Genomic DNA, 26,435 nt, shown 5'->3' with positions numbered 1-26,435 from the left:
GCGGTTGGGTGACGACCTCACCCCGGGACGGACGGTCGGGTTCCCCGTGGGGCAGCATGGGCCGCGTGGGCACGCGAATGTTGATCGTCGAGGACGACGACCGGGTCAGGACCTCGCTGCGGCTGGCCCTGGAGGACGAGGGCTACGCGGTGGACGAGGCCGCCAGCGGCGAGGCCGCGGTGGAGGCGCTGGCGCGGCACGGCGAACCGGACCTGATGATGGTCGACCTGATGCTCGGCGGGATGGACGGCTTCACCTGCATCCGCACCGTGCGGTTGCACAGCAACGTGCCGATCATCGTGGTCAGCGCCAAGGTCGACACCCACGACGTGGTGGCCGCGCTGGAGGCGGGGGCGGACGACTACGTCACCAAGCCGTTCGAGATCAAGGAGATCACCGCCCGGCTGCGGGCCCTGCGCCGCCGGGCCACCGTGGCCGCGCCCGCCGACACCGCACCGCAGGAGCAGGTGCTGCAATCCGGTGAGCGGCCCCTGGTGCTCTCGGCGGGGGCGGGCACCGTGCGGCGCGGCGACGAGGAGATCCACCTGACCCTCACCGAGTTCCGGCTGCTGTGCGAGCTGGCCGAGAACCCCGGGCGGGTGCTGAGCCGGACCGCGCTGCTGGACCGGGTCTGGGACCGGGGCTACTTCGGCGACGAGCGCATCGTCGACGTCCACGTGCGGCGGTTGCGCACCAAGATCGAGCGGGACCCGTCCGCGCCCGCCGTCGTCATCACCGTCCGGGGTCTGGGCTACCGGCTCGATGTCGCCTGACGCGCGGGTCGGGCGCGGCAGCCGGGCACCCGGCCTGCGCGGTCGGGTGATGCTGTCCTTCGCGGCGGGCGCGGCCATCGTGTCGCTGGTGCTGACCGTGTCGGTGTTCACCATCTCCCGCGGGTACCTGCTGGGGCAGCGGGAGCGGTCGGCCCAGCGGCTGGCCGACGCCGACGCCGACTTCGTCGCCAGCAGGCTCGCCGTCCCCGGGATGACCCCCGCCGCCGCGCTGTCCGCCGTGGACCCGCCCGCGGACACGATCCTGCTGCTGGACTGGCGCGGCGGGTGGACCAGCAGCGACCCCGAGGTGCCCGCACGGGCACCGTCCGAGCACCTCGCCGAGCCGCCGCGCGACGGTGCCCCGACCCAGCCCACGACGATCCGGAACCAGCCCTACCTGGTCACCACGATGCCGCTCGACGGCGGCACCCTCTACGAGTTCGCCCCGATCGTGGAGTTGCGGGACACGCTCCGGGTGCTGCGCACCGTCCTGGTCGTCAGCGGACTGGCGGCCACCCTGGGCGGCGCGCTACTGGGCCTGTGGGCGAGCGGGCGGGTGCTGAGGCCGCTGCGCTCGCTGGCGGGCACCGCGGCGAGCATCGCGGGCGGCAACCTCGACAGCAGGCTCCCCGAGCAGGGCGACCGCGACCTGCGCCCGATCCTGTCCTCGTTCAACACCATGGTCGACTCGCTGCAACGCCGCATCGAACGGGAGCGGCGGTTCGTCGGGGACGTCACCCACGAACTGCGCACCCCGCTCACCACCCTGGTCACCAGCGTCGGGTTGCTCGGCAAGCACGCCGAGGAGATGCCCGAGCGCCCCCGCACCGCGCTGCGACTGGTGGAGGGTGAACTGGCCCACCTGCGCGGCATGGTCGAGGACCTGCTCACCCTCGCCCGCACCGAGGCGGGGCTGCACCACGACGACGAGGCACCGGTGTCCACCCGCGACCTGCTCACCCACGTCCTCGGCGAACGCGCGGCACCCGTCCTCGACGCCGACGGCGACGGCCGGGTGCGCGGGCACAAGCTGGCGCTGATCCGCGCGTTCACCAACCTCGTCGACAACGCCGAGCAGCACGGCGGCGGGGTCACCGGGGTCGAACTGCGCACCTCGGCGGACTCGGTGGCCGTGGCGGTGGACGACGCGGGGCCCGGGGTGCCCGAGGGCGAGCGGGAGCGGATCTTCGAGCGGTTCGCCACCGGCAGGGCGGCCCGCGGTTCCACGTCGGGCAACGGGCTGGGCCTGGCACTGGTCGCCGAGGCGGTCCGCGCCAACGGCGGCACCGTCGAGTGCGTGACCGCCCCCGGCGGCGGGGCCCGGTTCGTCGTGCGCCTCCCCCGCGACCACGGGGAGGGCGACGGGGCGGTCGCGGCAAGCGCGGCGGAGCCTCAGACCTGAGGGTGCGGGGCGAACCGGACCTCGCCTCCGGAGTCCTGCCCGGCGGTGAGGACCTCGTCGGCCGCGTAGCCCGCCGCGCCGCGTTCGAGGTAGACCTCGGTGCCGTCGTCCGCGGACACGACGTCGGCGGTAGGAGCGTCGGACGGCGGCGTGACCGGGCGGTACAAGACCCACTGGACACCGCAACCCGTTGGTGAACAACGTCATGCGGTCGTACCGCCGCGCCACCGGGACCGACACCCGGTCTCAACGCGATCGTCGGGCAGCGGTCATGCCACGCCGCCCGCGGGCGGCGCAGAATGGCACTTCGCGACCGGCGAGGAGAACGGTGACCCGTTACCGACAGCACTGCCCCGTGGCCGCCGCGGCGGAGGTGCTCAACGATTCCTGGACCCTGCTCATCCTGCGGGACCTGGCCGAGGGCCGGGCAAGCCGATCGGACCTCGCGGCGGGCCTGCCGGGAATCACCCCGGCCCTGCTGACCAAGCGTCTCGGCGAGCTGACCAAAGCGGGGCTGGTGGTGAAGGCCGCGGCGCGCGGCGGCAGCCGCTTCGCGCTCACCGAGGCCGGTCGGGACCTGGTGCCGGTGATCGACCGGCTGGGCCGCTGGGCCAACCGACACCTGCCCCCGCCCCGGGTGTCCGACCTCGACCCCGGGCTGCTCGCGCGCGACCTGTGCCGCGGGGTGGACACCGCCGCGCTGCCCGCGCTGCCCCTGGTCGTGCACATCCGCTTCGCCGAGAGCGCCGCGCCGCCGCGGTGGTGGCTGATGCTCTCGCGTGACGGAGCCGCCGCGACCCAGGTCGCCCCCGGGCTGCCCGCCGCGGTGCGCATCGACTGCGCCATCGGCGCCCTGGCCGGTGTGTGGCTCGGGCACAGGACCTGGGGCGAGGCCGTGCGCGACCAGGCGATCCGGCTCACCGGCACCCGGGAGGCGGTGCGCGCGGTGATCGGCTGCCTGGGCGTCAGCAGGTACGCCTCCCGGGACGCGCCCCCGGTTCGCACCGGCTGAGCGGACCCGGCCGCGTCATCCGATCGACATGCCGCCGACCGGGGGGCCTCAACGTCGCACGACCACCCTGGTGGACATGCTCAGGGCCAAGACCGGTGCACACACCCCCGCAGTGTTCGCCACGGAGGCCGTCGTGCTGTCTCCCAGCGCGGGCAGCACACCGCCCGCGGTCGCCGTGTGGCCGCTGTTCGTCTTCATCGTTCCCGACCACCAGCTCCGCGCCGCGCGGGGCGGACCTGAGCTGCTCTCGCTGCTGCGCAGCACCGACCCCGTCCGGCTGCTGGACAAGCCCGCCCGCTGGTCGGTGCTGTCGGAATCGGGCCCACTGCTGCGCCTGGAGCTGGAGGCCACCGCCCCGGCACCAATGGAGCTGGGCGTCGGGGTGGCCGCGGCGGCGTTGGGCGCCAAGACCAGCCTGCTCGCCACCGGGGCGACCATCGGCGTCACCACGTCGAGCCGAGCCGCCCGCCTCGGTTCCATCGTGGGCGTGGGCGACGCGCTGCGGTTGCTCGTGCTCGCCCAGTGCGAACCGGCGCCCGAGCTGCACGCGACCGCGCAGGCGAGCCCGATCCGGGTGGGTCACCGGGGCCCAGCCGCCACGGGATCGCGAAGCGGCCGCCGGTACCACCCCCGGTGGTGATCACCCGGCACGAGCGGCACCGCGCTCGACGGCCTCATCCTCGTCGTGCTCACCGAGGCGGTCAGCACTGGGTTCCGGCACTGAGTGCTGTCTCGCAACCCGGCGGATGGCCGTGACGGCAGGTGGATGATCACGTGCGTGTGCAGGTGATCTCGGCGTTGAACCCGGAGTGGATTCTCCCGTTCACCGGGTTGCAGCCCGCTCAGTTCCGCAAGCTCGTGAGGGTGGTGGCGGTGTGGGGTGGCGATGCCATCGCCGACGGCCGCCCCGGCAGGCAGTGGGCATTGTGCCTGTCGGACCGGGTGCTGCTCGTAGCCACCTACTGGCGCACGAACCTGCGGATGCGCCAGATCGGCCCGCTGTTCGGGGTGTCGCACTCCGCAGTGCATCGGGGGAAGCGACACCATCGGCCCGCTGCCGGCACTGGCCCCGGTCAGCCGCCGACGGGTTGATCAGATCGCGATCGTCGACGGCACCCTCGTCCCGACCCGCGACCACCGACTGGTGGCACCGTCGAAGAACCACCGGTACTCCACCAACCTGCAGGTGGCCATCGACGCCGACACCCGCCTGGTCATCGCCACCAGGAACCCGCAACCGGGCAACCGCAACGACTGCACCGCCCACCGCGACTCCGGCATCGAGCATAAGCTCGCCAGACGCCCGGTCATGGCCGACGGCGGCTACCAAGGCAATCCGTCCGCGATCATGCCCTACCGCAAATGACGCGACGGGCAACCACTCAAAGCATGGCAAGAAGACCTCAATGCCACTCACCGCACGATCCGCGCCCGCATCGGACATGCCCTCGCCCGCATGAAACTGTTCACCATCCTGCGCGACTACCGCCGCGCCTCCGACACACTCGGCAACACCGCGTCCGGCATCGCCAACCTGCACAACATCATCCTCACCGGCTGACCACAGCATCCCCGGCAAGAACTCCAAGATCAGTTACGAGACATCCCTGAGGTGAGCTTGGTGAGTAGGGAAAACTCGATCTCGTCGTCCTCCAAGAACCGGAAGAACTGCTTGGTGACCTTGAACTTGTTCACCGCGGTCGAGTCCGACCGGGTGGATATCCATCCAGTAGTTGTACTCCTGGAGGTGTTCCTTAGTCACCGCACACAGGTCCTCCGCTGCTGCTTCGATGTCGATGCCGGTGAACCGCGATTCCCAGTCCTCGGCCCATTCCCGATGCGCCTCACCCGCGTGCTCATCCAGCGGGGCTCCCTCGGCCAGTCAGTGGTAGAAGTTCGCCAGTCGGACCACGCAACCGATCCCAGGCGATCACATAGTGTGACCATGTCGGGAGACGGGCAGTGGGGGTTCGGGCTCATACGACATGTGCTCTCCCTCAAGGTAAAGGTGGCACTGAGCGCTGTGCTCGGTGTGGAAGCCATCCCAAGATCAAAAAAAGAGGAGTCTTCACAGGCTCTCACCTGCGAAGACTCCTCTGACCGTCGGGCTGACAGGATTCGAACCTGCGACCCCTTGACCCCAGGCGCGGCCCGATCATGGCTTGACCTGCGGAAACGCGGAAAGCGATCTCCGGTTCGGGCTTCTTGCGGTACGTTCGGCGCACTTGACGGGAGGTCAGATGCCTTCTGTTCTTCAGGTGCGGCCGAAGGTGGCACCGCGCTGTCTCGCCGCGGCTGGCGGCTTCGGTGATGTGCTGCGTGCTGGCGGCGCGGTCGTCGGTGATACTGGGGGAATGATTGAACTGGTCCTCGGCGACATCACTGACCAGGACGTCGACGTCATCGTGAATGCCGCCAACTCCTCCCTCCTGGGTGGCAGCGGCGTCGACGGAGCGATCCACCGCAAGGGCGGCCCGGAGATCCTCGCCGCCTGCCGTGAGCTCCGGGCGGGCCACTACGGCGGTGGCCTCAAAACCGGTCACGCCGTGGCCACCACGGCAGGCCGCCTGCTCGCCAAGTGGGTCGTCCACACGGTAGGCCCGGTCTGGTCGGACATCGAGGACCATTCGTCCCTCTTGGACGCCTGCCACCGCAATTCCGTGAAGGTCGCCTCCGGTCTCGGTGCCCGCACCATTGCTTTTCCCGCGATCTCCACCGGCATCTACGGCTGGCCACTCGACTCCGCCGCCTCCATTGCCCTCGCCGCCACCACCGAGCAAATCGCGGAGTTGTCGCACATCACAACCGTTCGGTTCGTGCTGTTCGACCAGACCGCCTACAAAGCCTTCGAAAGGGCTCTCAAGAGGCGCTGAACGCGAACGACCTGTTCTGCGGCTCACCGCTCGCAGGAGCGCGCTGCCACGAGGTGCCGGCTCCACCGCAAGCTGGATGCGGGCCCGATTCCCCACGATCCGGCCCATCACCGGGAACTCGACGTTGCCTTCACCGAACCTGCGACGCTGCCGGACCGCCGGAGAGCTTGCACGCCTCCGATACGGTCACCGGGCACCGGCTTCGTCTCCGACACCAGTGCTCTTCCGCCATTGGCCGAGCAGGCTGTCGTGCGCGTGAACTCCGGTGAGCGGCGACCGCGTGAGCGCCCGACCACCACGACCCGAGACCGCGCGCCGGCCTGTGCCCGGCGTGTCGGCAGTGCGCGATCTGGGACTCACCGGTCAGCATGCACGTCGGTGTCACCACGACACCGGCGGCGTTCAGCCGAAGGTGAGCGCGGTTGCCCGGTTTTCGTCGGCGGCCGGGCGTTGACTCCGGTCGGCGGCACGGGAGTTGGCCCATCCGGTCCAGTCAACGGATTGCGACTCCCGTGAGCGATTGACTGCCCGTAACGGGACTGGTAGTTGTTCTTACTGTCACAACGTTCTTGCGGTGCGCTCGGGGGGCGTTCTCGCTACTGGGGGAACTTCATATGCGTGCGCTGAGTCGTGCGCTGCTGTGCGCAGCGCTGTCCACGATGTCATTGTCCGCCGTTCCGCCTTCCGCTTCCGCGGAAGGCGGAACGGCGGTGTCCTCACCCGCCGAGGCGGCGGCCGTCGCCTCGGCGAAGGAGTCCGGGCGGGCGGTGACCGTGCCGGAGGAGACCACCGAGTACGCCGAGGTGATCGCCAACCCCGACGGGACGCTCACGCGGCTGGAGAGCTTCCAGCCGCAGCGGGTCCGGCGCGGTGCCCAGTGGGCGCCGGTCGACCTCACCCTGGAGCGGAGAGCGGATGGGTCGGTAGGGCCCAAGGTCGCCCCCGTTGACGTCCGGCTCTCCGGCGGTGGGGGCGGGGAGCGGTTGGCCGTCGCCGCGCGGGACGGGGTGGAGATCGGCATCGGGTGGGCGGGTTCCCTGCCCGCACCGGTGCTCGATGGTCCTCTTGCGACATACCCAGACGTGCTGCCCGGGGTCGACCTCACGGTCCGGGTGACGGCGAAGGGGTTCAGCCAGCTCCTCGTGGTCAAGACTCGTGATGCGGCGGCTGATCCGCGGTTGCGGGAGATCGCGTTCCCGCACCACGCAAGGGGCGTCACGCCGCGCAAGACCGCGGCCGGGACGATCGAGGTCGTCGACGCGGCGGGTCGGGTCGTCTTCGGTGGCGACGCTTCCCGGATGTGGGATTCCGCCGGACAGCCCGCTTCCGCTTCGCGGGGTGCCGCGCCGCGGGGTGGTGTGGAGGCGCAGGAGTCGCCCGCCACCTCGACGATGGACTTCCAGGTGACCGCGACCGCCACCGTCGTCAAGCCGGACCCCGGCTTCCTCACCGACCCTCAGCGGGTCTTCCCCGTGCACATCGACCCCGAATACTGGTGGGCGGGCGGCAAGCAGAACCACGCGGTGGTGCAGAGCGCGTGGCCCAACGAGCACAACTTCAACCGCACCGACGGTGACCTCGCGGACTTGAAGGCGGGGTACCAGGGCGGTTACACCTCCCGCTCCTACTTCAGCTTCGACGTCGTCCCGGTGCACGGCAAGGTGATCCACCGCGCCGCGGTGCGCTCCCGGGTGGTCCACTCCTGGGGCTGCGCGGGTGGCCCGACCGAGCTGTGGCACGCGCACGGCCTCGACTGGGGCACCACCTGGAACAGCCAGCCAGGGTGGGGCGGCAAGCTCGGCGACATCACCAAGGCGAACAACGCCAGGTACTGCCCGTCCGATGGCGCGGCGTGGGTGGGGGTGGACGGTCTGGTGCGCTTGGCCGCCCAAGACCGCTGGGCGAACGTGGTGTTTCTCATCAAGGCGCAGAACGAGGGCAGGCAGGACGACTGGCGCAGGTTCGCGCTCGACCCGGTGCTGGAGGTGGTCTACAACAGCGTGCCCGGCCTGCCCGGTGAGCTCGGGATGGAGGGCGGCTTGATCCCGTGCGCCTCCGGGATTGCCCGCCCGTTCGTCTTCACCCCGACCCCCCGCCTGCGCGGCAGGCTGCACGACCCCGACGCGGGGATGCTCAGCGCCCGGTTCGCGCTGCACCGCGGCCCGCTCGGCAACAGCCACGAGATCTGGTCCGCGTGGGTGCACAACGTCCCGGCGGGGTCCTTCGCCGAGGTGACCGTGCCACCGCAACTGACCGAGGGTGAGGGCGTCTACAACTGGTCGATGCACGCCAGCGACGGTGGGAGCGCGTCGGCGTGGGTGGGCAACTGCGAGTTCGAGGTGGACAAGACCGCGCCCGCCGCGCCTGCGGTCGGCTCGGAGGACTACCCGGGCGGCGGCCAGACTCCCGCGGGCGGCGTCGGCCAGACCGGCGCGTTCACCGTGACCGCGGCGTCCCCCGACACCCAGTACTTCCTGTGGTCGGCCACCGACCAGCAGAACGACGACCCCAAGACCAGGGTCGACGCCAAGACCCTCGGCGGTTCCGCGGTGTTCCGCTGGACACCGACGACCGAGGGGCCGCTCAACATCTTCGTGCGGGGGGTCGACCGGGCGGGCAACCGCTCGCCGATCGTGCGCCACGCCGTGTTCGTCGCACCTGGTGACCCGTTGGCGGGCAACCTGCTCGGGCACTGGAAGCTCGACGGCGACCTGGCCGACAGCTCCGGCGCCGGGCGCACCCTGGTCGCCGAGGGCGGCGCCACTCCTGTCGCGGGGGGTTACAACGCCCAGGCTGTCGACCTCGGTACGGGCAAGCGGTTGCACACCAGCGGCCGCGTGCTCGACACCGCGCGGAGTTTCTCGGTCTCGGCGTGGGCCCGGCTCGACCAGATCGGCGCCTGGCCCGCTGCGGTGTCCCAGGACGGCGCGACGACCAGCGGCTTCCAGCTCCAGGGAACGCCGGACGGCAAGTGGTCGATGTCGATGTTCAAGAGCGACGTGAACGGCGGTGGCGACCTGCACAGCCGGGCGATCTCCACCGCGCCTGCCCAGACCGGGGTGTGGACCCACTTGGTCGGCGTGTACGACCAGGTGGGTCAGATCCGGCTCTACGTCAACGGCGCCCTCGCCGCCGAGGTCCCGCACACCAGCCTCTGGTCAGCCGCGGGCGACCTGCAGGTGGGCGCGGGCTGGTGGAACGCAGGCAGGGTGGACTTCTTCCCCGGCTCCATCGATGACGTCCGCGTCTACCAGCGCGTCCTCATCGACCGGGAAGTGGCGGCGCTCGCCAACGAGGCTGTGCTGCGCGCCCACTACCCGCTCGCCGAGGGTTCCGGGATCACCAGTCGGGACGCGGTGACCGGGCGGGACGCGTCCCTGGTCGGCACGGCTGCTTGGACCACCGCGGACGGAAAGACCGGGGTCGGCTTCACCGGCCAGTCCTCACCCGCGGGGTACGGCGCTGTCGACGCGCCCCGCCCGGACCTGCGCACCGACCGCTCCTACACGGTCTCCGCCTTCGTCAGGCTGAACGCGACGGGCGTCTCCGCCCGCACCGCGGTCAGCTTGCGGGACACGGCTTTCTCGCCGTTCCTGCTCCAGTACCGGCCTGAGCTCGGCCAGTGGTGCCTCACCATGTCGCTGTCGCCCACTCAGGAGGGCGGTTGGTGGATTCCGGCGGTCGGGGCGGTCGAGGCACAGCGCTGGGTCCACCTGACCGGCGTCTACGACCACGTGCGGAAAGAAGGTCGCATCTACGTCAACGGCGTTTTCTCCGGTCAGGAGAGCGCCGTCGTCGGCTGGAACGGCGGGGGCGGGATGAAGCTGGGCGGCGCGGTGTGGACCGGCAAGGAGGCCGACGCCTTCGACGGCTCGGTCCGCGGCGTCCGCGTCTACGCGGGTGTCCTGCCGGACGAACGCATCGGGCAACTGCCCATCCAGAGCTGAGCCAGAACTCCCACTACAGAAGAATCTGGGGTCAGGCATGTCCAGAAGGCGCCTGGTGCCCGGGCTGGCCTTCTGCATGGGTGTGGTCATGGTGACCACGCTCGTGCAGGCGACCCCCGCGGCGGGCGATCCGCTCCACGTCACCCTGCCCGAACTGCAAACGGAGAAGTCCGTTTCCGGCGGGCCGGTGCCGGTGCGCCCGCTCCCGCCGAACGAGGTCGACCTCGCGGCGGGCGCACCGCGCCCGGAACCGCGCTGGCCCGGGCACGCCGCCGCCGAGGTGGCGCTCGCGGGCAGGCCCGCGGCCACGTTCGGGAGGGCCGGGGCGCTGCCGGTGTCGGTGGCCGTCGGGAAGCAGGCCGCCGCGAAGGCGGGCCCCGCGGCCAAGGTGCGGGTCACCACGTTCGACCAGGCGCACGCGAGCAGGGCGGGCGTGGCGGGCCTGGTGTTCGCGGTGGACGACGCGGGCGGTTCCTCGGGCACCGCGCTGTCGGTCAAGGTCGACTACCGCGACTTCGCCACGGCCTTCGGCGGCGACTACGGCTCGCGCCTGCGACTGGTGGTGCTGCCCGCGTGCGCGGCGACCACGCCGGACAAGGCCGAGTGCCGCACCGGCGAGCCGGTGCGGTCGGACAACGACGCCGGGGACCGCTCCGTCACCGCCGAGGTCGCGCTGCCGGGAACCGGCAAGCAGTCCCTGGTCATGGCGGCGACCGCGGCACCGTCCGGCGCGGGCGGTTCGTTCGAGGCCACCAACCTGACCCCGGCGGGCCAGTGGTCGGCGGGTGGCTCCAGCGGCGACTTCACCTACTCGATCCCGCTGCGGGTCCCGCCGCCGACCGCGGGCACTGCCCCCAAGCTGGGCCTGGGGTACTCGTCGGGCACGATCGACGGCCGCACCAGCGCCACCAACAACCAGGCGGGCCTGCCCGGTGACGGCTGGGAGCTCAGCGCGGGCGGCGGCTTCATCGAGCGCCGGTACAAGCCGTGCGCCGACGACCTCGGCGGCAGCCAGGGCCAGCGCAAGACCGGCGACCTGTGCTGGTCGACCGACAACGCGCTCATGCACCTCAACGGTGTGTCCGCGGAGCTGGTGCGGGTCGCGGGCACGAACACCTGGCGGCCCAAGAACGACGACGGGTCGCGCATCGAGCGCCTGACGGGCGCGGCCAACGGCGACGAGGGCGGCGACGGCGACCGGGGCGAGCACTGGAAGATCACCAGCACCAACGGGACCCGGTACTTCCTCGGCCTCAACCGGCTGCCCGGCTGGACGCAGGGGAAGCCGGAGACCCGGTCCGCGTTCACCGTGCCGGTGTTCGGCAACAACGCGGGCGAACCGTGCGCCAAGCCCGCGTTCGGCGAATCCTGGTGCCAGCAGGCCTGGCGCTGGAACCTCGACTACGTCGTGGATCCCAACGGCAACGCCACGACCTACCACTACGACGTGGAGAAGAACTTCTACGGCCGCGACCAGGACGCCGGGAAGCAGACCGAGTACATGGCCGCGGGCACCGTCCGCCGCATCGAGTATGGGCTGCGCGAGGACAACCTGTTCGCGCCCGCGCCCTCCCGGGTCTGGTTCGACACCGCCGAGCGGTGCCTGCCCACGCAGACCCTCGCGTGCAACCCCGACCAGCTCAACGCGAGCACGGCGCGGTCCTGGCCGGACGTGCCGTTCGACCGGATCTGCGCCGCCGGGCAGCGCTGCGAGAACCGGCACTCGCCGTCGTTCTTCACCCGCAAGCGGCTGGTGAAGGTCCTCACCCAAATCCGCCGCGACGACGTCACCGGTGACCCGCGGTGGGGCGACGTCGACTCCTGGGCGCTGCGCCACCAGTTCCCCGACACCGGCGACGGGCTTTCCCCGGCGCTGTGGTTGGCGGGCATCACCCACACCGGTCACGTCGGCGGCACGGCGTCGCTGCCGGAGATCGTCTTCCACGGCCGCTCCATGCCCAACCGGGTCGAGTCGACCGACGGCCTGCCACCGATCACCCGGTACCGCATCGAACGCGTGCAGAACGAGGCGGGCGGCATCACCGAGGTCAAGTACTCCGACCGCGAGTGCACCGCCGCGGCCCCGCCGGTCGTCGATGCCAACACCAAGCGGTGCTTCCCGAGCTGGTGGCTGCCCGAGCACGGCTACGACCAAGTGCTGGGGTGGTTCCACAAGTACGTCGTCACCGCCGTCACCGAAGACGACCGCACCGGCGGTTCGGCGCTCAAGAAGACCCGGTACGACTACGTCGGCGACCCCGCGTGGCACTTCGACGACAACGACTTCTCCGACGTGGCGCACCGCACCTGGTCGCAGTGGCGGGGCTACGGCGAGGTCCGCACGACCACGGGCGAACCCGGCACGACCCAGTCGGTCACGGCCGAGCGGTACCTGCGCGGCATGAACGGCGACCGGAAGGCCGACGGGGGCAAGCGCCGGGTCGAGGTGACCGACTCGGACGGGCGCGTGCACGTCGACGAGGAGTGGCTGGCCGGGTTCACCGTCGAGTCCCTGTCCTACGACGGACCCGCCGTGGTGTCGGTGTCGATGAAGGTCCCCTGGGTGCGCGGCCCGACCGCCACCGAGGGCGACAACTCGGCGTACATGACCAACATCGGCCAGGTGCACGGCCGCACCCTGGTGGCGGGCGGGTCGTGGCGGCGGACCTCGCTGGTCAACCACTACGACGACCGCGGCAACGTCGTGAAGGTCGACGACTCCGGCGACACCGCCGTCTCGGGTGACGAGACCTGCGCCGCGACCACCTACGCCGCCAGCGAGGCGGCGCACATCTTCACCAGGCCCGCGACGGTCACCACCGTCGCCAAGCCGTGTTCCGCCGACCAGGACGCACCCGCCGACCTCATCGGCAAGATGCGGTCGAGCTATGACGGCCAGGCCTTCGGCGTCGCGCCCACCAAGGGCAACCTGACCGCGACCGAGCGCTGGACCGGCTCGGCGTGGCAGCTCACGCAGAAGACCGCCCACGACGGGTTCGGCAGGCCCACCGAGGCGCAGAACGCCGAGGGCCACAAGGTCACGACCGCCTACACCCCCGCAGGCGGCGAGTTCGGGGTGCGCAAGGTGGTCAAGACCGACCCCAAGGGGTTCACCTCGGTGACCGAGCTGGACCCGGCCCGGTCGCTGACCCTGGTCGACGTCGACATCAGCGGCAGGCGCGCAGACCTGGAGTACGACCCGTTGGGCAGACTGCTGCGGGTGTGGGCGCCAGGCAACCCCAAGGCGAACCAAGCCCTGCCCACCTCGGTGTACGAGTACGAGTACCGGGTGGACGGGCCGACCGTGGTCACCACCAAGGCGTTGCGCGAAGACGGCGCGTACACCGCCTCCTACACCCTCTACGACGGTTTGCTGCGCGAGCGGCAGACCCAGTTGCCCGCCGTCGCGGGCGGGCGCATCGTCAACGACTGGGTGTACGACTCCCGTGGCCTGCAGAGCAAGGTCAACGGGGCGTACTACAACGAGGCCGAGCCGACCAAGGCGCTGTTCGGGGCGTTGGACAACGCGATCCCCAACCAGACCCTCACCGATTTCGACGCCCTCGGCCGCGAGACGGCGGTGGTCTACCGCAAGCTCGGCGTCGAGCAGTGGCGGACCACGTCCGTCCACGAAGGTGACCGCACCACGGTCATCCCGCCCGAGGGCGGCACCACCACCACCGTCATCCGGGACGTGCACGGCCGGGCCGTGGAGAAGCGCCAGTACCACGGGCGCGAGCCCACCGGGCCCTACGACTCGACCCGGTACGCCTTCAACGCCAAGGGCCTCCAGGAGTCGATCACCGGGCCCGACGGGGCGCGGTGGGGCTACGAGTACGACGCCCTCGGGCGCCGCGCCGTGGACAACGACCCGGACAAGGGCGCGACCCGCTACACCTACACCGCCCTCGACCAGGTCGAGACCACCACCGACTCGCGCGGGGCGACCGTCCGCTCGGAGTACGACCTGCTCGGCCGCAAGGTCGCCGAGCACGAGCGGCGCGGCCCCGGCCAGCCCGAGACCAAGACGGCGAGCTGGACCTTCGACGCGCTCAAGCCGGGCGTGGCCGACAACTCGACCCGCCACGTCGGGACCAAGGAGTACACCAGCAAGGTCCTCGCCGTCGACGCGGCGAACCGACCGACCCGCACCCAGGTCATTGTCCCGGCGGGGGAGGGTGGGCTTTCGGGCACCTACGAGTTCGAGGCCACCCACGACCCGCGCACCGGTCGCCCGACGTCGGTCACCCACCCCGCGGCGGGCGGGCTCGACGCCGAGCGCGTCTACTACAAGTACAACGCGCAGGGGTTGCCGACCGAGACCTACGGCTCCCGCAAGTACGTGCCCGAGACGCTGTACTCCAAGTACGGCGAGGCGCTGCGCCTCACCATGGGGACGGGGAGCAAGCCCGTCTACACCTCGATGTCCTACGAGGAGGGCACCCGGCGCCTGGCCGGGGTGGACGTCCAGCGCAACCTCGAGGGTGGCACGTACCTGGCCAAGCGGCAGTACGCCTACGACGACGCGGGCAACGTCACCCGGTTGACCGACTCCCCGCCGGGGACCCTCGGCGACACCCAGTGCTTCGAGTACGACCACCTCCGGCGCATGACCAGCGCCTTCACCCCGGGCAACGGCGACTGCGAGCAGCAGCCCACCGTCGGCGCGCTGGGCGGAGCCGCCCCGTACTGGCAGGACTACGAGTACGACAAGGCGGGCAACCGCACGAAGGAGGTCGAGCACAAGGCGACCGGGGACGTCGTCCGCACCTACGCCTACGGCGGCCCGGGCGGCACCCAGCCGCACACGCTGCGGTCGGTCACCCAGACCGGGCCGCAGGGCCAGTCGCTGGACGAGTTCGGCTACGACGCCGCGGGCAACATGACCGCCCGCAAGGTCTCCGGCGACAACCAGCGGATCGACTGGGACGCGGCGGGACGCACCGAGAAGGCGGTCCACCAGGACGGGCGGACCTCGGACTACCTCTACGACGCGAACGGCTCCCGCCTGATCAAGCGGGAACCCAACGCCACCACGCTGTACCTGGGCGGCATGGAGTTGGTGCTGCAGAAGGGCACCAACTCCGTCGCCGGGCGGCGGTACTACGAGCACGGCAGCACGGTCGTGGCGGTCCGCACCTCCAACCTCGACAAGGGGTTGTCCTGGCTGCTCGGTGACCACCAGGGCACCACGGCCATGACGGTCAACGCCGACACCCTCGCGGTCGGGCAGCGCAGGCAAGACCCGTTCGGCAAGCCGCGCGGCGGCGAACCCGCCTCGTGGCCGGACGACAAGGGGTTCGTCGGCGGGACCGAGGACGACACCGGGTTGACCAACCTCGGCGCGCGGGAGTACGACCCGGCGACCGGCCGGTTCGTGTCGCTGGACCCGGTGCTCGACACCGACGACCCGCAGCAGATGAACGGGTACGCCTACGCCAACAACTCCCCGGTCACCAACTCCGACCCCAGCGGCCTGTACTGGAAGACGATCTCGGTGGCCAAGCGGGTCGCGATCACGACCTTCATCTGGATCACCTTCCTCATCGGGTTGTTCATCCCCGGCTTCATGCTGATCGCGGTCACCTACTGGATCATCCAGGTCTACGTGTACCGGGTGTGGATCGAGCCGCCGTGGCGCGGCACGGGCGGGGTGAGCAAGCAGGACGCCGCCAAGGAGGCGGGCCTCAGCGAGCAGGAGTACGAGGAGGCCAAGAAGCTCGCCGCCGACAAGCGCGGCTGGGTCGACGTCGCCATCCAGATCGCGGGCGACACCCTGCAGGAGATCATCGGCGTCAAGGGCATCGTCGACCACTGCATCAGGGACTTCAACCTGCTCCAGTGCGGCTTCGAGGTCTTTTCCGCCCTGCCCTGGGGGAAGATCCTCAAGGGCGGCAAGATCGTCGACAAGATCATCGACGCCTTCAACAATGCCAAGGACTGGGCCCGCCGCCGCGACAAGGCGATGGCCGACCTCAGACGCGTCGAGGATGCCGAACGCCGCCTGTCCTCACGCAACGGCTGCAACAGCTTCATCCCGGGCACCCTGGTCCTGCTCGCGGACGGCGGCAGCAAGCCCATCGAGCAACTCCGCATCGGCGACCACGTCCTGGCCACCGATCCGGAGACGGGCCAGACCTCCTCGCGTGCAGTGGTCGCGACCATCGTCGGTGAGGGCGACAAGCACCTGGTTGACATCACCGTGGTGGGCGGGGCCACGCTGACGGCGACCGCGGGGCACCCGTTCTGGTCTGGTGATGAGAACCGCTGGATCGCCGCCGCGGACCTGCGCCCGGGCTCACAGGTCCGCGATGCCGCCGACCGGCCCGTCATGATCACCGGTATCGGTTTCCGCACCGAGGACTCGCGGGTCCACAACCTGACCGTCGACGTCGACCACACCTATTACGTGGTTGCGGGAACGACATCAGTACTCGTGCACAACTGCGATGGTGCTGCTCCTGAAGACCCGCAGAGCCTGTACCACTACACGAACGAAGCGGGACATGACGGGATCATCTCAAGCGGCGAGCTCAGACCGTCCTTGAAGGCGAACAACCCGAAGGACGCCCGGTACGGGGACGGGCAATACCTGACGGACATCAAGCCGGGGACCAAGACGCCCGGACAGTTGTCGGCGGCGTTCCTGCGAGTTCCGTGGGCCGGAAAGAAGTTCTCCCACTACGTCGAGATCGACGTCGGAGGCCTTGACGTGCGTCAAGGCAGACCGGGTGTGTACGTGATCCCCAACAGCGGTCCACTCGTCCTGACGGGTCGTATACTGGGTTCCGGGAGGAACTAGGCATGAGGTACGTCAAAGTTCACTGGCACCACGACGATGAAGACGACCCCGTTCTCTACCTGAGCGAACTCGACGAAGACGGTTACGAGACCCGCAAGGTCCAGTTCTACGGCAACGGACGATCGGAGTACGCGGACGCGGACATCGACACCGCCTCGGTTGGCTTGTCGGAGGTCCCGTTCCCCTCCATCGCGGAGATTTCCAGTCAGCCGGACTGCGCCGCGGAGTCGATGGACCCGGAGGAATTCGAGCGAGCGTGGGCCAGGGCGCGTTCGACGTCTTGAGGGGTGGCGGAGGCACCTGAGAACGCCACGCGTCGGCGAGTCAGCGGCCTGCCCGGCGGTCACGAGCGTGACCGGGGGCAGGCCATGACCGCCGACGAGGTGGAGGCCCTTGGTCGGAAGCCGTTCGCGGGATCGGCCGTTGCCCGTCGTCAAGCGGCTCGATGAACGGATCCGCGCAGTTCGACCCGGTCCCCTGTGACCCAGGTGGTGTCCGTGGCGTGCTGTACTTGGCCAGGAGATTGGTGACACGCCGGTGGTGGGCGCTTGAAATGGGGGAGATCTCCGGGTGCGGCGACCGGCTCACCGTCGACGTCGTCGCCTACCCGGCCGCCCTCAAGCAGGTCGACGTCGACCCCGCGCGGTTCCTGGGCCGGTCGTCGGTGGACGCGGAGGCGGTGGTCGTGCTGCGGGTGGAGACCCGGGTCGACCCGCAGGTGTTCGCGCGGGCCGACCCGGGCGTGGCGGTGTTCGCGCTCGAACCCGGCCAGACGCTCGACGACGTGCTCGCCTGCGACGAGTCGTGGCCGATCGTCATCGCGCCCCCGTTGAAGCGCTGAACCGGGCGGAGCGCTGAACGGAGCGCAGCGCTGCAACTGGGTGGAGCGCTGCGACTTGGCGGAGCTTCGGATCGGGGCCGCGCCGGGGGACACCGGTGCGACCGCGAAACCCGCACGGAAGTCAATGGACAACGAACAGGGAGCCACTGGGATCAGACGGTTCCCGTTCGTGGGCAGGGTTGTGCCGAAATTGGTGGAATCGTTGCTGTCGAGTGCTTGATGTGGTGTCCGGGGGAATGACCCGGTGGCTTCTGCGAACCGAAAGGTCGAGTGTTCGCCGTGGTAGAATAGGCGGTGGTCGGCAACTAGCCTGGGGGCAGGGTGTCGGAGGGTGGGGTCAGCGGCGGTCCGGTCTCCCTGCCGCGAAAACGCGCTGTGGTCCTGGTCGTTCTCGGGGCATTGTTTCGAGCGGCCACACGTCGTGTCCAGCCCCGAGGGGGTGCGTCCATACCGCACTCCGCGGGGCCGCAGCGCACGATGTTCGTGTTCGCGGGGGTGGAGGTCGCGACTGCGGCGCTGGTCGCCAGGGTGGTTCCGCCCGCGTGGTCGGTTCCGCACCTCGTCTTGGAGGTCGTCGCCGTGGGGGTGTACCTCGGTCTCGGTTTCACCTGGCGGAGCGCGCCCCACGAGTTGCGCGAGGACGTCCTGCTGATCCGCACCGCTGTCCTGGGTGACCTCGCCGTCCCGTTGTCCGCGGTGGCCGCGGTTCGGGTCGACGACCGGACCAGCCCCGGTTTCGGCACCCGCCACGTCGACGACAACGCCATCGCCTGTTCGGTGACCTCTCACACCAATGTCACCATCACCCTCGATCGCCCCCGCGAATTCACCCCTCGAAAAGGGGGAAAGCGGGAGATCGCGCACATCCGATTCAACGCCGACGAACCCGCCGACGCCGCCAGGGAAATCTCGAAGATCCTCGCGCATCCCCTGTGAAGCACCCGGTGTGTGACCTGGGCGGTCTCAAACGGTGAGTGCATCACGTGAGGTAAAATCATGTGATGAATGGAGTGGGGCATGCGGGGCGACGCGTTGACGGTCGAGGACCGAGACGGGATTCTTCGGTGTATTCGCGAGAAGTTGTCGGGTCGCGCGATCGCGGCTCGACTGGGCAGGGACGCGTCGGTGATCTCACGGGAGATCGCCCGGAATGGTGGCCGCGCGAATTATCGGGTCCACGCGGCTCAGGAGCGCTTCGAGGCTCTGAAGTCGTGGCCGAAACAGCGGAAGTTGGAGTCCGATCGTCGTTTGCACGATCTTTTTGCGGAGAAGTTGCTCGATGATCTTTCGCCGCAGCAGGTTTCGGGCAGGTTGTTGGCTGAGTTCCCGATGACGGGGGACTGCGTGTGAGTCACGAGACCATTTACCAGGCATTGTTCCTGCAGGCCCGGGGCGAGCTGCGCACGCAGCTCAAGCTGGCTCTGCGGACCGGTCGTGCTCGGCGTGTGCCGCGTGGGTCCGCGCAGCCGAAGCAGGCCAGGATCGCCGGGATGGTGAACATCAGCGAGCGTCCGTCCGAGGTTGAGGACCGTGCCGTTCCCGGCCATCGGGAAGGGGACATGATCGTCGGAAAAGGCGGGAAGTCGCAGATCGCCACATTGGTGGAGCGCAGCACCAGATTCGTGATGCTCGCGCGGATACCTTACGACCGGCGCGCCGATCGGGTCTCGCTGATCCTGGCACGGCACATCGGTCGACTTCCTGAGGCATTGCGGCAATCGGTGACGTGGGACCAGGGCGTGGAGATGGCGGCCCACGCGAAATTCACAGTCGCCACGAATGTGCCGGTGTTCTTCTGCGATCCGCACCCGCCGTGGCAGCGAGGAGCAACGAGAACACCAACGGCCTGTTGCGGCAATACCTTCCGAAGGGGACGGACCTGTCGGGGTATACTCAGAACGAGCTGAACGGAATCGCCGCGAAACTGAACAGGCGACCTCGACAGACGCTCGGCTTCAAGACTCCCGCAGAAGTGTTGGAGCAGATGCTAAACGGTGGTGATGCACTCACCGTTTGAGACTGCTACCCCCTCGGATAAAATAGCCCTCCTCATTTCTTCGTGGATCAGGCCTTGACGTCATGGTGCGGATGGACGACGTAGGCCCTGCCGAACGAACTCACCATTTTTTGGTACGCCATGCATCATGAACCAGATCGCCGTAACACCCGACGATTGCTCCCATCACGCCCATCGACTTGTACCCCATTGACCCAAACACCCCGTAGCGTAGCAACGCCCGACCGGGGTTGGCTCTGATGCAGCGGCAGGGGTTGATGACAAAGGTTCTGCCGAGCCACTTCGTCCCCTGCCAGACGGGCTGCACGATGTTTCGGTTGAGCCACGGCCCAGCTGTCCCCCTGAACCACTTCCCGGTGGCGCGGCCGGCTTTTCCCACGCCCCTTACGATGACCCCGAGCAGACACCTCAGGCAGTTGCCGTCGAGGTCAGTGGCGTTCACAGGATTGCCCGCGACGTAGTCGTAGTCGTTGGCGCTGCCGTCCTCGACGGGGTCGACGGAGAGGAAGCGTCCGAGTGCGGGGGGCGCCTTCAGTTGGTGGAAGCATTCGCGCTGGTGAGGAGGTCGGCGAAGACTTCTGCTGGGGTTCTGAATCCCAGGATACGGCGTGGTCGCCTGTTGATCTCGGTGGCGATGGTTGCGAGGTAGCCGCGGTCGGTGGTGATCTCGGTGCCCTTGGGCAGGTACTCGCGGACCAGGCGGTTGGTGTTCTCGTTGGTGTCCCGTTCCCATGGGCAGTGGGGGTGGGCGAAGAACACGGGCAGGTCAGCGGCGAGGGTGAGGTCGGCGTGGCGGGCCATTTCCTTGCCGCAGTACCAGGTCAGGGACTTGCGTAGCAGGAACGGCAGTCCGACGACGTGCTCGCCGATGGTGGCGGTGACCGACACGGAGTCCTGCCGGATGACCGAGAGCATGATCAGGAACCGCGAGGTCCGTTCCACCAGGGTGATGCACGCGGTTTTCCCTTGTGCCCCAATGACAATGTCTCCTTCCCAGTGGCCGGGGACGGCGCGGTCGGCGGCCTCGGCGGGGCGTTCGTCGATCCAGCGGATGCCGCTGATCCGGGGAGCCCGGTTGACCTGCTGCGACCGACCCCGGCGACGCGTGCGCCCCGATCGCAGCGCGATACCGGCGCGTTCGAGCTCGCGCACAGGCCGTGCGTGGATCCAGGAGTAGATCGCCTCGTGGGACACCCGGCAAGCCTGCTCGTCCGGGTGCCACAGGCGCAATCTGCCGGCCACCTGCTCCGGGGAGAAACTCTGACGCAGCAACGACACCACGCTCTCCCGCAACACCGGCTTCCTGTCCAGACGCAACCGCTTCGGACGCTGTCGCGACACCCGGGCGGCCCGCTCGGCCCGCCCGGCGCGACAGGCCGCCCGCCCCCCATGACGACCCACCTCACGCGAGATGACCGACGGATCACGGCCGATCACCACCGCGATCTCGGTGAACTCCAACCCCTGGGCCACACCACGGGAGATCTCCTCCCGATCGGCCACGGTCAACATCTCACGCATCGGAACATCCTCCCGGAACGCCGACCACCTATCACACCAAGATCAAATGCTTTGACCGGTCAAAGGCAAGCCCGCCTGCAGCGCACATCTGTTGCCCGAGCGACCCCACAGCAGTTTGCGGCTCTTCTCGCTGATCCCCACAACACCATCATCCACCGACCCAGAGGCCGATCACCGCGACGGTGCGCATGTCACCACTTGCTGCGAAGCCGGTGACTTCCTGGCTGACGGCAGTCGGCAGACCACATGGTGGTTGATCGTCCGCCGACCGCTTCCGTGCACCAGTCCACGTAGGCACGAGGAGCCTCTACGGCGCGCATGCGCCGAAGCGCCGCGTTCTGGTATTGAGTCGAAAGTGTTCGGTTGCCTACATGACGGCATGACGGACGTGCGGGGCCCGGAAGTAGCTGCGGACGGTGTGCGGCTGGCGCTGGCGGCGGCGCAGGAAGCAGCGGGTCTCGTGGGCGAGCTGGCCGACGTTGCGGGCTCGTGAGGCGTTGACGTTGCGTTTGAGGTCGGCATTGAGCAGTTCGTCGGGGTTGAGCTCGGGGCTGTAGCCGGGCATGGTGAGACTCGACCCGCTCGGCGTTGGCCTGCAGCCAGGCTCGGACAGCCTTGCTGCAGTGCACCGGGTGCCGGTCGGCGACGACGTGGACCTTCCGACCCGCCTGACGGGCCACGCGGTCGAGGAACGTGGTAAACACGGGCGCGGTGAACCGGTCGGTGAACATGGTGAACCACAACGCGCTCCGGGAGGCGACCGCGGACATGACATCGACGCGCAGGCGTTTACCGCTCACCCGCACGATCGGCGTGCGGCCCTTCGGTGCCCAGGAGCGTCCGGGCGGTGCGGCATCCGAGCGCAGCTCGCACTGATCTACCCACGCGATCACGGCACCCTTGGCCTTCGCCCGCGCCTCGATCGCCGGATGGTCCTCATCCAGCCAAGCTCGCACCGCGGCGGGCTGCTGCTCGCGGGCGCGGCGGGCCGGGCGCTGCGAGGTGAGACCGTGACGGCGCAGCCACAACCCCACGCCCTGCTCGGTCATGCTTACGCCGACAACCAGTCGAATCAACTCGACCACCGCCTGACGGGTCCACAACGGGCCGCCGATCAGCAACTCCTCCGGGGTGTAGTCGGCCATGGCCGCGAACAGCGTGCCGCGATCCTCGGGGTACAGGTCCCGGTCGACGCCCAGGGCGCACCACCAGGCCGTCCTGACCCTGCTGTTGGTAGGCGCGCCACCAGGTGCCCACCGACCGTACGGAGACCCCGAACGTCTCTGCCGCCTGCTTGTATCCCTCGGCCTGCCCGGACTCCAGCGCCGCGACCACCCGCAGCCGCAGCACCTTCTGCTCCGCAGGCGACAACCGATGCGCACCCTCAATCTCAACCACGAGCGTCAAACTACAGGCAACCAATCACTTTCGCTTCAATATGTCGCTCACGGCGTGCAGGAAATGCCGCTGCCTGCGCACCGAACGGCACGCCGACGTTCACTAGGCCATTCTCCCCTGGCCTGAGTTCACCTACTCAGGAAAACGTGCGCCCTGAACGTAGATCTCGTCCGGTGCGAGATCGTTCTCGCCCACCACGAGCGGATATCCGTTCACCCGTAGGATCTCCGTCAAGGCCCTCGACATGGCGGATTGGACGGTCTGCCAGTGGGCAACGAGCCCAGGGTCCGCGGCGGTGCCACGAGCCGCGGTCCTGAATCGGTTGTTGAGCTCAGCTGGCAATCTCCACATGACTGAGATACCCACGCCGGGGTCGGTCGACAGGCGGACACCCGACTGATCCTCACGGCTCTTGGCGTCTTCATGGTGAATCGGAAAGCCCGCCTCGAGCAACAACGTCTTGATCTCCTCGACGACCGGGACGAACACGGCGACCCTGGCTTGCGCGTCCGCCACCGAGGTCGGGTCGTAGTTGAGGAAATCTGCTGGACCGCCTCATAGTGGCGGGTATGCGGGGTGATGTTCAGGCTCTGGCATATTCATGCCGCCGTTCGGCAAGATGGTTTAGGTCTGTGGATACTGACAGTTCAGCATCGAAGTCCATCATGCGTACACCTCGTCGATCACACCGTTGGCCGTGTCCATGCTGTCGACCTTTGCGTAACGGAGGTCGTCGAGGTCGAGGTTGACCCGAATTGCATTGAAGTGGCACTCCGCCGCGTAAACCTTGCCCCTCTCGACCGGACGCAGCAGCTCGGGATCGATCGAGCCCTTCGTTTCGAAAACCAAGTAGCGGCTGCCGTCGGGGCGCTTGATGACGACCGCCCAGTCTGGGTTGTAGTCGCCGAGTGGTGTTGGGATGGTGAATGCCGCAGGTAGCTTTACGAATGTGCTGACGTCGGTGCGCTGCTTGAGTGCGATGGCGAAGGCGCGCTCGATAGCAGAGTCGACGACGATGTACTTGTACGGCGACTTGGCGTCGAATGCGAGCAGTTCGCCGTCGTCCCCGGTGACGATGTTGCCGCCCGGGCCCCTGTAGCCGGCGAGATCCGCCTCGGCGAAGATCGAGAGGGGGTACCGGCGGGCAGCATCGGGCCTGGTGTCGTCGACGAGTTCGTAACGGAGGCCCGTGACGAGCAACTGTTCTTTCGCATTATTGATCGCTTGAGTGGCTTGGTCGACATAGACCTGTGGGTTCCTTTGAAACTGCACCAGCGTGCCCGATTCTGTCAACGCCTGGGCGAGGGTTCGGCGGGTGAGCTGGGTGCGGTCGGCAAGGACGGACAGGATGTCCGGCAAGTCGTCGCGGTCCGCGTAGACCACGTCGACCCGCTCGCTGCGCATGGTGGTGCTTCGTAGGCCGCCCTGGTCGATGTCATTGACGACGGTGGTCTCCCACACTCCCTTGCGCTCCGGCACCGGAGGCAGGGCGCGCAAAGCTGAGACGATGGCCGCCTGCAGCCCGGCTTCGTCGACGTTGACGCGAAACTGGGTGCGGTGCTTGATTCGCTCCCACAGCGCCTGGAACTCCGGGCTCTCCAGACGCTCGCCGACCACTGGAACGGAGACCCGGTTATCTGCCTTCTTGACGTCGATGGGTTTGACGAGCCGCTTGATAAGGCGCTGGACAACGATCCGAGCCGTCGCACTGGGAACGGCCGCCGCGATGAGCGCGCGCAACTCCTCGGTGTCACCCGCGACAGCCTCACGCAGACGGTCCTCGACCCTGGCGACGCCCTTACCGCTGGGCGCGACATACCCGGCGGCGGCCAACGCCTCGAAGAGGGCACGGGCGGCCTCGTCCCCGACCGGCACCGGCCGGGCATCGGGTGCGGGCTTGTGGGTGAGGCGGGCGAAGCCGTCGATGCTCACGCGGCCGAACTCGATGCCGAGGTCGTCGGCGAGCTCGCGTTGGAGCTGCTCCGCGAACTCCTCGTACGACTCGTTCGCGATCACCGTGAGGCGGTTGACGTCGAAGCCGGGGACGCGCTTACCGTCGCCGTCGACACAGATGCGCAGGCCACGGCCGATGCTCTGCCGTCGCCACCGCTCAGTGCCCATCGTGCGAAGCACGCAGACTTGGAAGACGTTCGGGTTGTCCCAGCCCTCCTGCAGCGCGGAGTGGGTGAAGACGAAGCGGATCGGGGTGCCGGGAGTGGTCAGCTCAACCTTGCCCCTCATGATCTGCTCGTAGGCCAAACTCGCCTGCTGGCGGCCCTTGTCGTTGGTTTCCGAGGTGTCCACAAGCCGCTCGGATTTGCCCTTGGACCGGTCGATGGAAAAGTAGCCCTGATGGGCGTGACACGCGACCGCGTCAGCGGGATCGGACCCCAGCAGGCTGCGGAACTCCGGCGCGGCGGCGATCCTCGCGTACTCCTCCTCGAAGATCCGCGCGTACTCGCCCGGCTGAGCCCCGCCATCACCGTCGTAGACGCGGTACTTCGCGACCGAGTCGACGAAGAGGAGGCTGAGCACCTTGATCGCTTTGCCCGCGGCGGCGAACTCCTGCTCCTTGCGCAGGTGCTGCCGGATCGTCTGGGCAATCATCTGCCGAGCACGCTCGTCGACGCTGATCTCCGCACCGACAGCCTCATGGACCTTCAGCTCGATGAGGTCACCGAAGCGGACCGACTCCGATCCGAGGACCACACTGACCGCGTCGAGGGTGAGGTCGCGGTAGCGTGCGCGCCCGGTCACGTCCTCCAGGTTGGCCCCGACAGGCACGTCGACAGCCTTGCGCTTGATCTGGTTGCCGACTTCGACGTCGACCTCCAAACGGGCCTTCATCGTGGAGCCCGTCCGCTTGGTCTGGAGCAGGCGGACATAGGGCGCGGTGCCACTGGCCTCGGTGACCAGGGAGTCGACCTCGATCTGTTTGACGAGGGCCTGCTCGTATGCGGCGATCGCGTCAAGGCGGTAGACGAGGTTCGCCTTGTCGTGTCGGGGATGTGTCGCGGAGTAGCGCAGCACCGCTGTGGCGTGCATGCCCTTTGCCAGTGACTGTTTGCCGACAGTGCTGTCTTCCGGGGTTGGCAACCGGCCTTCGATGGCGACTCGGCCTGCGCCTTTCGTCTTGCGCGGGTTGCCGTCATCGCCGTAGACACTCTGCGGCTCGTCGACGATGACGATGGGGCGGGTGCTGCGGATCAGGTCCATCGGGATTTCGAAGCCAAGGTCCTCCACCTGCTGATGCACCTTGTTGGTGGCCTTGTTGATCGCCGCGGCGGTGGTGATCATCACCTCGATGCCTGATGAGGTGGCGAAGGAGCGCACCCGCGAGAGGTTGCCGCCATCGAGCCGGAACGAGGAGAGGCGCTGGCCGGGGTAGAGCGCCTCGAAGTGTTCGCGCAGCAGGGCGATCGAGGTGGTCACGCCCTCGCTGATGGCGACAGAGGGCACCACGACGACGAACTTCGTGAACCCGTAGAGCTTGTGGAGCTCGTGCATCGTGCGCAGGTAGACGTAGGTCTTGCCGGTGCCGGTCTCCATCTCGATGGTGAAGTTGACCGAGTTGAGCTGCTCGTCGTGGGCGATGCCTGCGCGGTCCTGCACAGTGTGCAGGTTGGCCAGGATGACATCGGTGTGCAGGCGCAGCCGGTTGCCGACACCGAGGGTCTGCACCCCCAGGTCGGCCTCGTCCAGCCCGAGCGTGTCGTCCTTCAGGGACTTGCGCGCCCGGACGGTGAACTGGCCCGTGAGGGAGTCCTGCCCTCGGAAGAGGTCGGTGACGGCGCCGATGGCGGCGCGCTGGTAGTCGAGGTTGGCCTCGAAGGTGAATTTCATGTCTGC

The 26,435-nt window shown here is 68.8% G+C and carries 18 protein-coding genes and 3 pseudogenes; 13 read left to right on the top strand and 8 right to left on the bottom strand.

Going from position 1 to position 26,435, the window contains the following annotated elements; all coding sequences use genetic code 11:
* Positions 1–56: 56 nt before the first annotated feature.
* Positions 57–773, top strand: a complete 717-nt coding sequence (locus DFQ13_RS19825) for a response regulator transcription factor (protein ID WP_035286626.1) — start codon at positions 57–59, stop codon at positions 771–773.
* Positions 763–2,175 carry a sensor histidine kinase gene (locus tag DFQ13_RS19820; RefSeq protein WP_110080865.1) on the top strand — a complete coding sequence of 471 codons (1,413 nt, stop codon included), beginning with the start codon at positions 763–765 and terminating at the stop codon, positions 2,173–2,175. The genes DFQ13_RS19825 and DFQ13_RS19820 overlap by 11 nt, the downstream gene beginning before the upstream one ends.
* On the opposite strand, the gene DFQ13_RS35645 is transcribed toward DFQ13_RS19820, so the two are convergent.
* A complete protein-coding gene (locus DFQ13_RS35645; protein WP_267880612.1) occupies positions 2,166–2,294 on the bottom strand; it encodes a hypothetical protein in 129 nt (42 codons plus the stop codon). The two genes, DFQ13_RS19820 and DFQ13_RS35645, sit on opposite strands and share 10 nt — an antisense overlap.
* 209 nt (positions 2,295–2,503) lie before the next feature.
* Between DFQ13_RS35645 and DFQ13_RS19815 the strand changes: the two genes are divergently transcribed.
* The 11 genes and pseudogenes from DFQ13_RS19815 to DFQ13_RS34460 all read left to right on the top strand — a co-directional run bounded on the left by DFQ13_RS19815 (position 2,504) and on the right by DFQ13_RS34460 (position 19,557).
* Positions 2,504–3,187: a winged helix-turn-helix transcriptional regulator gene (locus DFQ13_RS19815; RefSeq protein ID WP_110080864.1), complete on the top strand. Its 684-nt coding sequence runs from the start codon at positions 2,504–2,506 to the stop codon at positions 3,185–3,187.
* 76 nt (positions 3,188–3,263) lie between these two features.
* On the top strand, positions 3,264–3,827 hold the full coding sequence (locus DFQ13_RS19810) for a hypothetical protein (RefSeq protein WP_110080863.1): 564 nt from the start codon (positions 3,264–3,266) through the stop codon (positions 3,825–3,827).
* 140 nt (positions 3,828–3,967) lie between these two features.
* Positions 3,968–4,748: pseudogene (locus DFQ13_RS19805) on the top strand (transposase family protein).
* Between the two features lie 793 nt (positions 4,749–5,541).
* Positions 5,542–6,060, top strand: coding sequence for an O-acetyl-ADP-ribose deacetylase (locus DFQ13_RS19800; RefSeq protein WP_110080862.1), 519 nt, complete (start codon positions 5,542–5,544; stop codon positions 6,058–6,060).
* Between the two features lie 710 nt (positions 6,061–6,770).
* Positions 6,771–10,007: a LamG-like jellyroll fold domain-containing protein gene (locus DFQ13_RS19795; RefSeq protein ID WP_233438494.1), complete on the top strand. Its 3,237-nt coding sequence runs from the start codon at positions 6,771–6,773 to the stop codon at positions 10,005–10,007.
* Positions 10,008–10,044: 37 nt separating this feature from the next.
* Positions 10,045–16,809 (top strand): HYD1 signature containing ADP-ribosyltransferase family protein, encoded by a 6,765-nt coding sequence (locus DFQ13_RS19790; protein ID WP_146241289.1) that lies wholly within the window; start codon positions 10,045–10,047, stop codon positions 16,807–16,809.
* 2 nt (positions 16,810–16,811) lie between these two features.
* Positions 16,812–17,093: a DUF6881 domain-containing protein gene (locus DFQ13_RS19785; protein WP_110080860.1), complete on the top strand. Its 282-nt coding sequence runs from the start codon at positions 16,812–16,814 to the stop codon at positions 17,091–17,093.
* Between the two features lie 269 nt (positions 17,094–17,362).
* Entirely contained in the window at positions 17,363–17,650 is a 288-nt protein-coding gene (locus DFQ13_RS19780) for a hypothetical protein (RefSeq protein WP_181400066.1), read from the top strand.
* A gap of 630 nt (positions 17,651–18,280) precedes the next feature.
* The gene (locus DFQ13_RS19775; RefSeq protein WP_146241288.1) at positions 18,281–18,586 is read left to right on the top strand and encodes a hypothetical protein; all 306 of its coding nucleotides are present in this window, start codon (positions 18,281–18,283) and stop codon (positions 18,584–18,586) included.
* 81 nt (positions 18,587–18,667) lie between these two features.
* Positions 18,668–19,000 carry a helix-turn-helix domain-containing protein gene (locus DFQ13_RS34465; protein WP_219994524.1) on the top strand — a complete coding sequence of 111 codons (333 nt, stop codon included), beginning with the start codon at positions 18,668–18,670 and terminating at the stop codon, positions 18,998–19,000.
* A complete protein-coding gene (locus DFQ13_RS34460; RefSeq protein WP_219994522.1) occupies positions 18,997–19,557 on the top strand; it encodes an IS30 family transposase in 561 nt (186 codons plus the stop codon). The genes DFQ13_RS34465 and DFQ13_RS34460 overlap by 4 nt, the downstream gene beginning before the upstream one ends.
* Before the next feature lie 210 nt (positions 19,558–19,767).
* Here DFQ13_RS34460 and DFQ13_RS35115 read toward each other — a convergent pair whose 3' ends face one another.
* The 7 genes and pseudogenes from DFQ13_RS35115 to DFQ13_RS19740 form a co-directional block, all read right to left on the bottom strand.
* The gene (locus DFQ13_RS35115) at positions 19,768–20,202 is read right to left on the bottom strand and encodes an RHS repeat-associated core domain-containing protein (RefSeq protein ID WP_233438506.1); all 435 of its coding nucleotides are present in this window, start codon (positions 20,200–20,202) and stop codon (positions 19,768–19,770) included.
* Complete coding sequence (locus DFQ13_RS19760; protein WP_110080858.1) at positions 20,199–21,188, bottom strand: IS30 family transposase; 990 nt, start codon at positions 21,186–21,188, stop codon at positions 20,199–20,201. Before DFQ13_RS19760 ends, DFQ13_RS35115 begins: the two co-directional genes overlap by 4 nt.
* 367 nt (positions 21,189–21,555) lie before the next feature.
* Positions 21,556–21,753, bottom strand: coding sequence for a hypothetical protein (locus DFQ13_RS33970; protein WP_181400087.1), 198 nt, complete (start codon positions 21,751–21,753; stop codon positions 21,556–21,558).
* A gap of 13 nt (positions 21,754–21,766) precedes the next feature.
* A pseudogene (locus DFQ13_RS35995) lies at positions 21,767–22,369 on the bottom strand (IS630 family transposase); the annotation flags it as partial.
* A 19-nt stretch (positions 22,370–22,388) separates the two neighbouring features.
* Positions 22,389–22,523 (bottom strand): annotated as a pseudogene (locus DFQ13_RS35990) (helix-turn-helix domain-containing protein); the annotation flags it as partial.
* Between the two features lie 195 nt (positions 22,524–22,718).
* Entirely contained in the window at positions 22,719–23,102 is a 384-nt protein-coding gene (locus DFQ13_RS19745) for a hypothetical protein (RefSeq protein WP_110080855.1), read from the bottom strand.
* 147 nt (positions 23,103–23,249) lie between these two features.
* Positions 23,250–26,429 (bottom strand): restriction endonuclease, encoded by a 3,180-nt coding sequence (locus DFQ13_RS19740; protein WP_110080854.1) that lies wholly within the window; start codon positions 26,427–26,429, stop codon positions 23,250–23,252.
* Positions 26,430–26,435 lie beyond the last annotated feature (6 nt).

It is taken from the genome of Actinokineospora spheciospongiae, assembly GCF_003182415.1.
Classification (GTDB): Bacteria; Actinomycetota; Actinomycetes; order Mycobacteriales; family Pseudonocardiaceae; genus Actinokineospora; species Actinokineospora spheciospongiae.
Note: the sequence above shows the minus strand (reverse complement) of the source record. Positions and strands in the feature narration are given on the sequence as shown.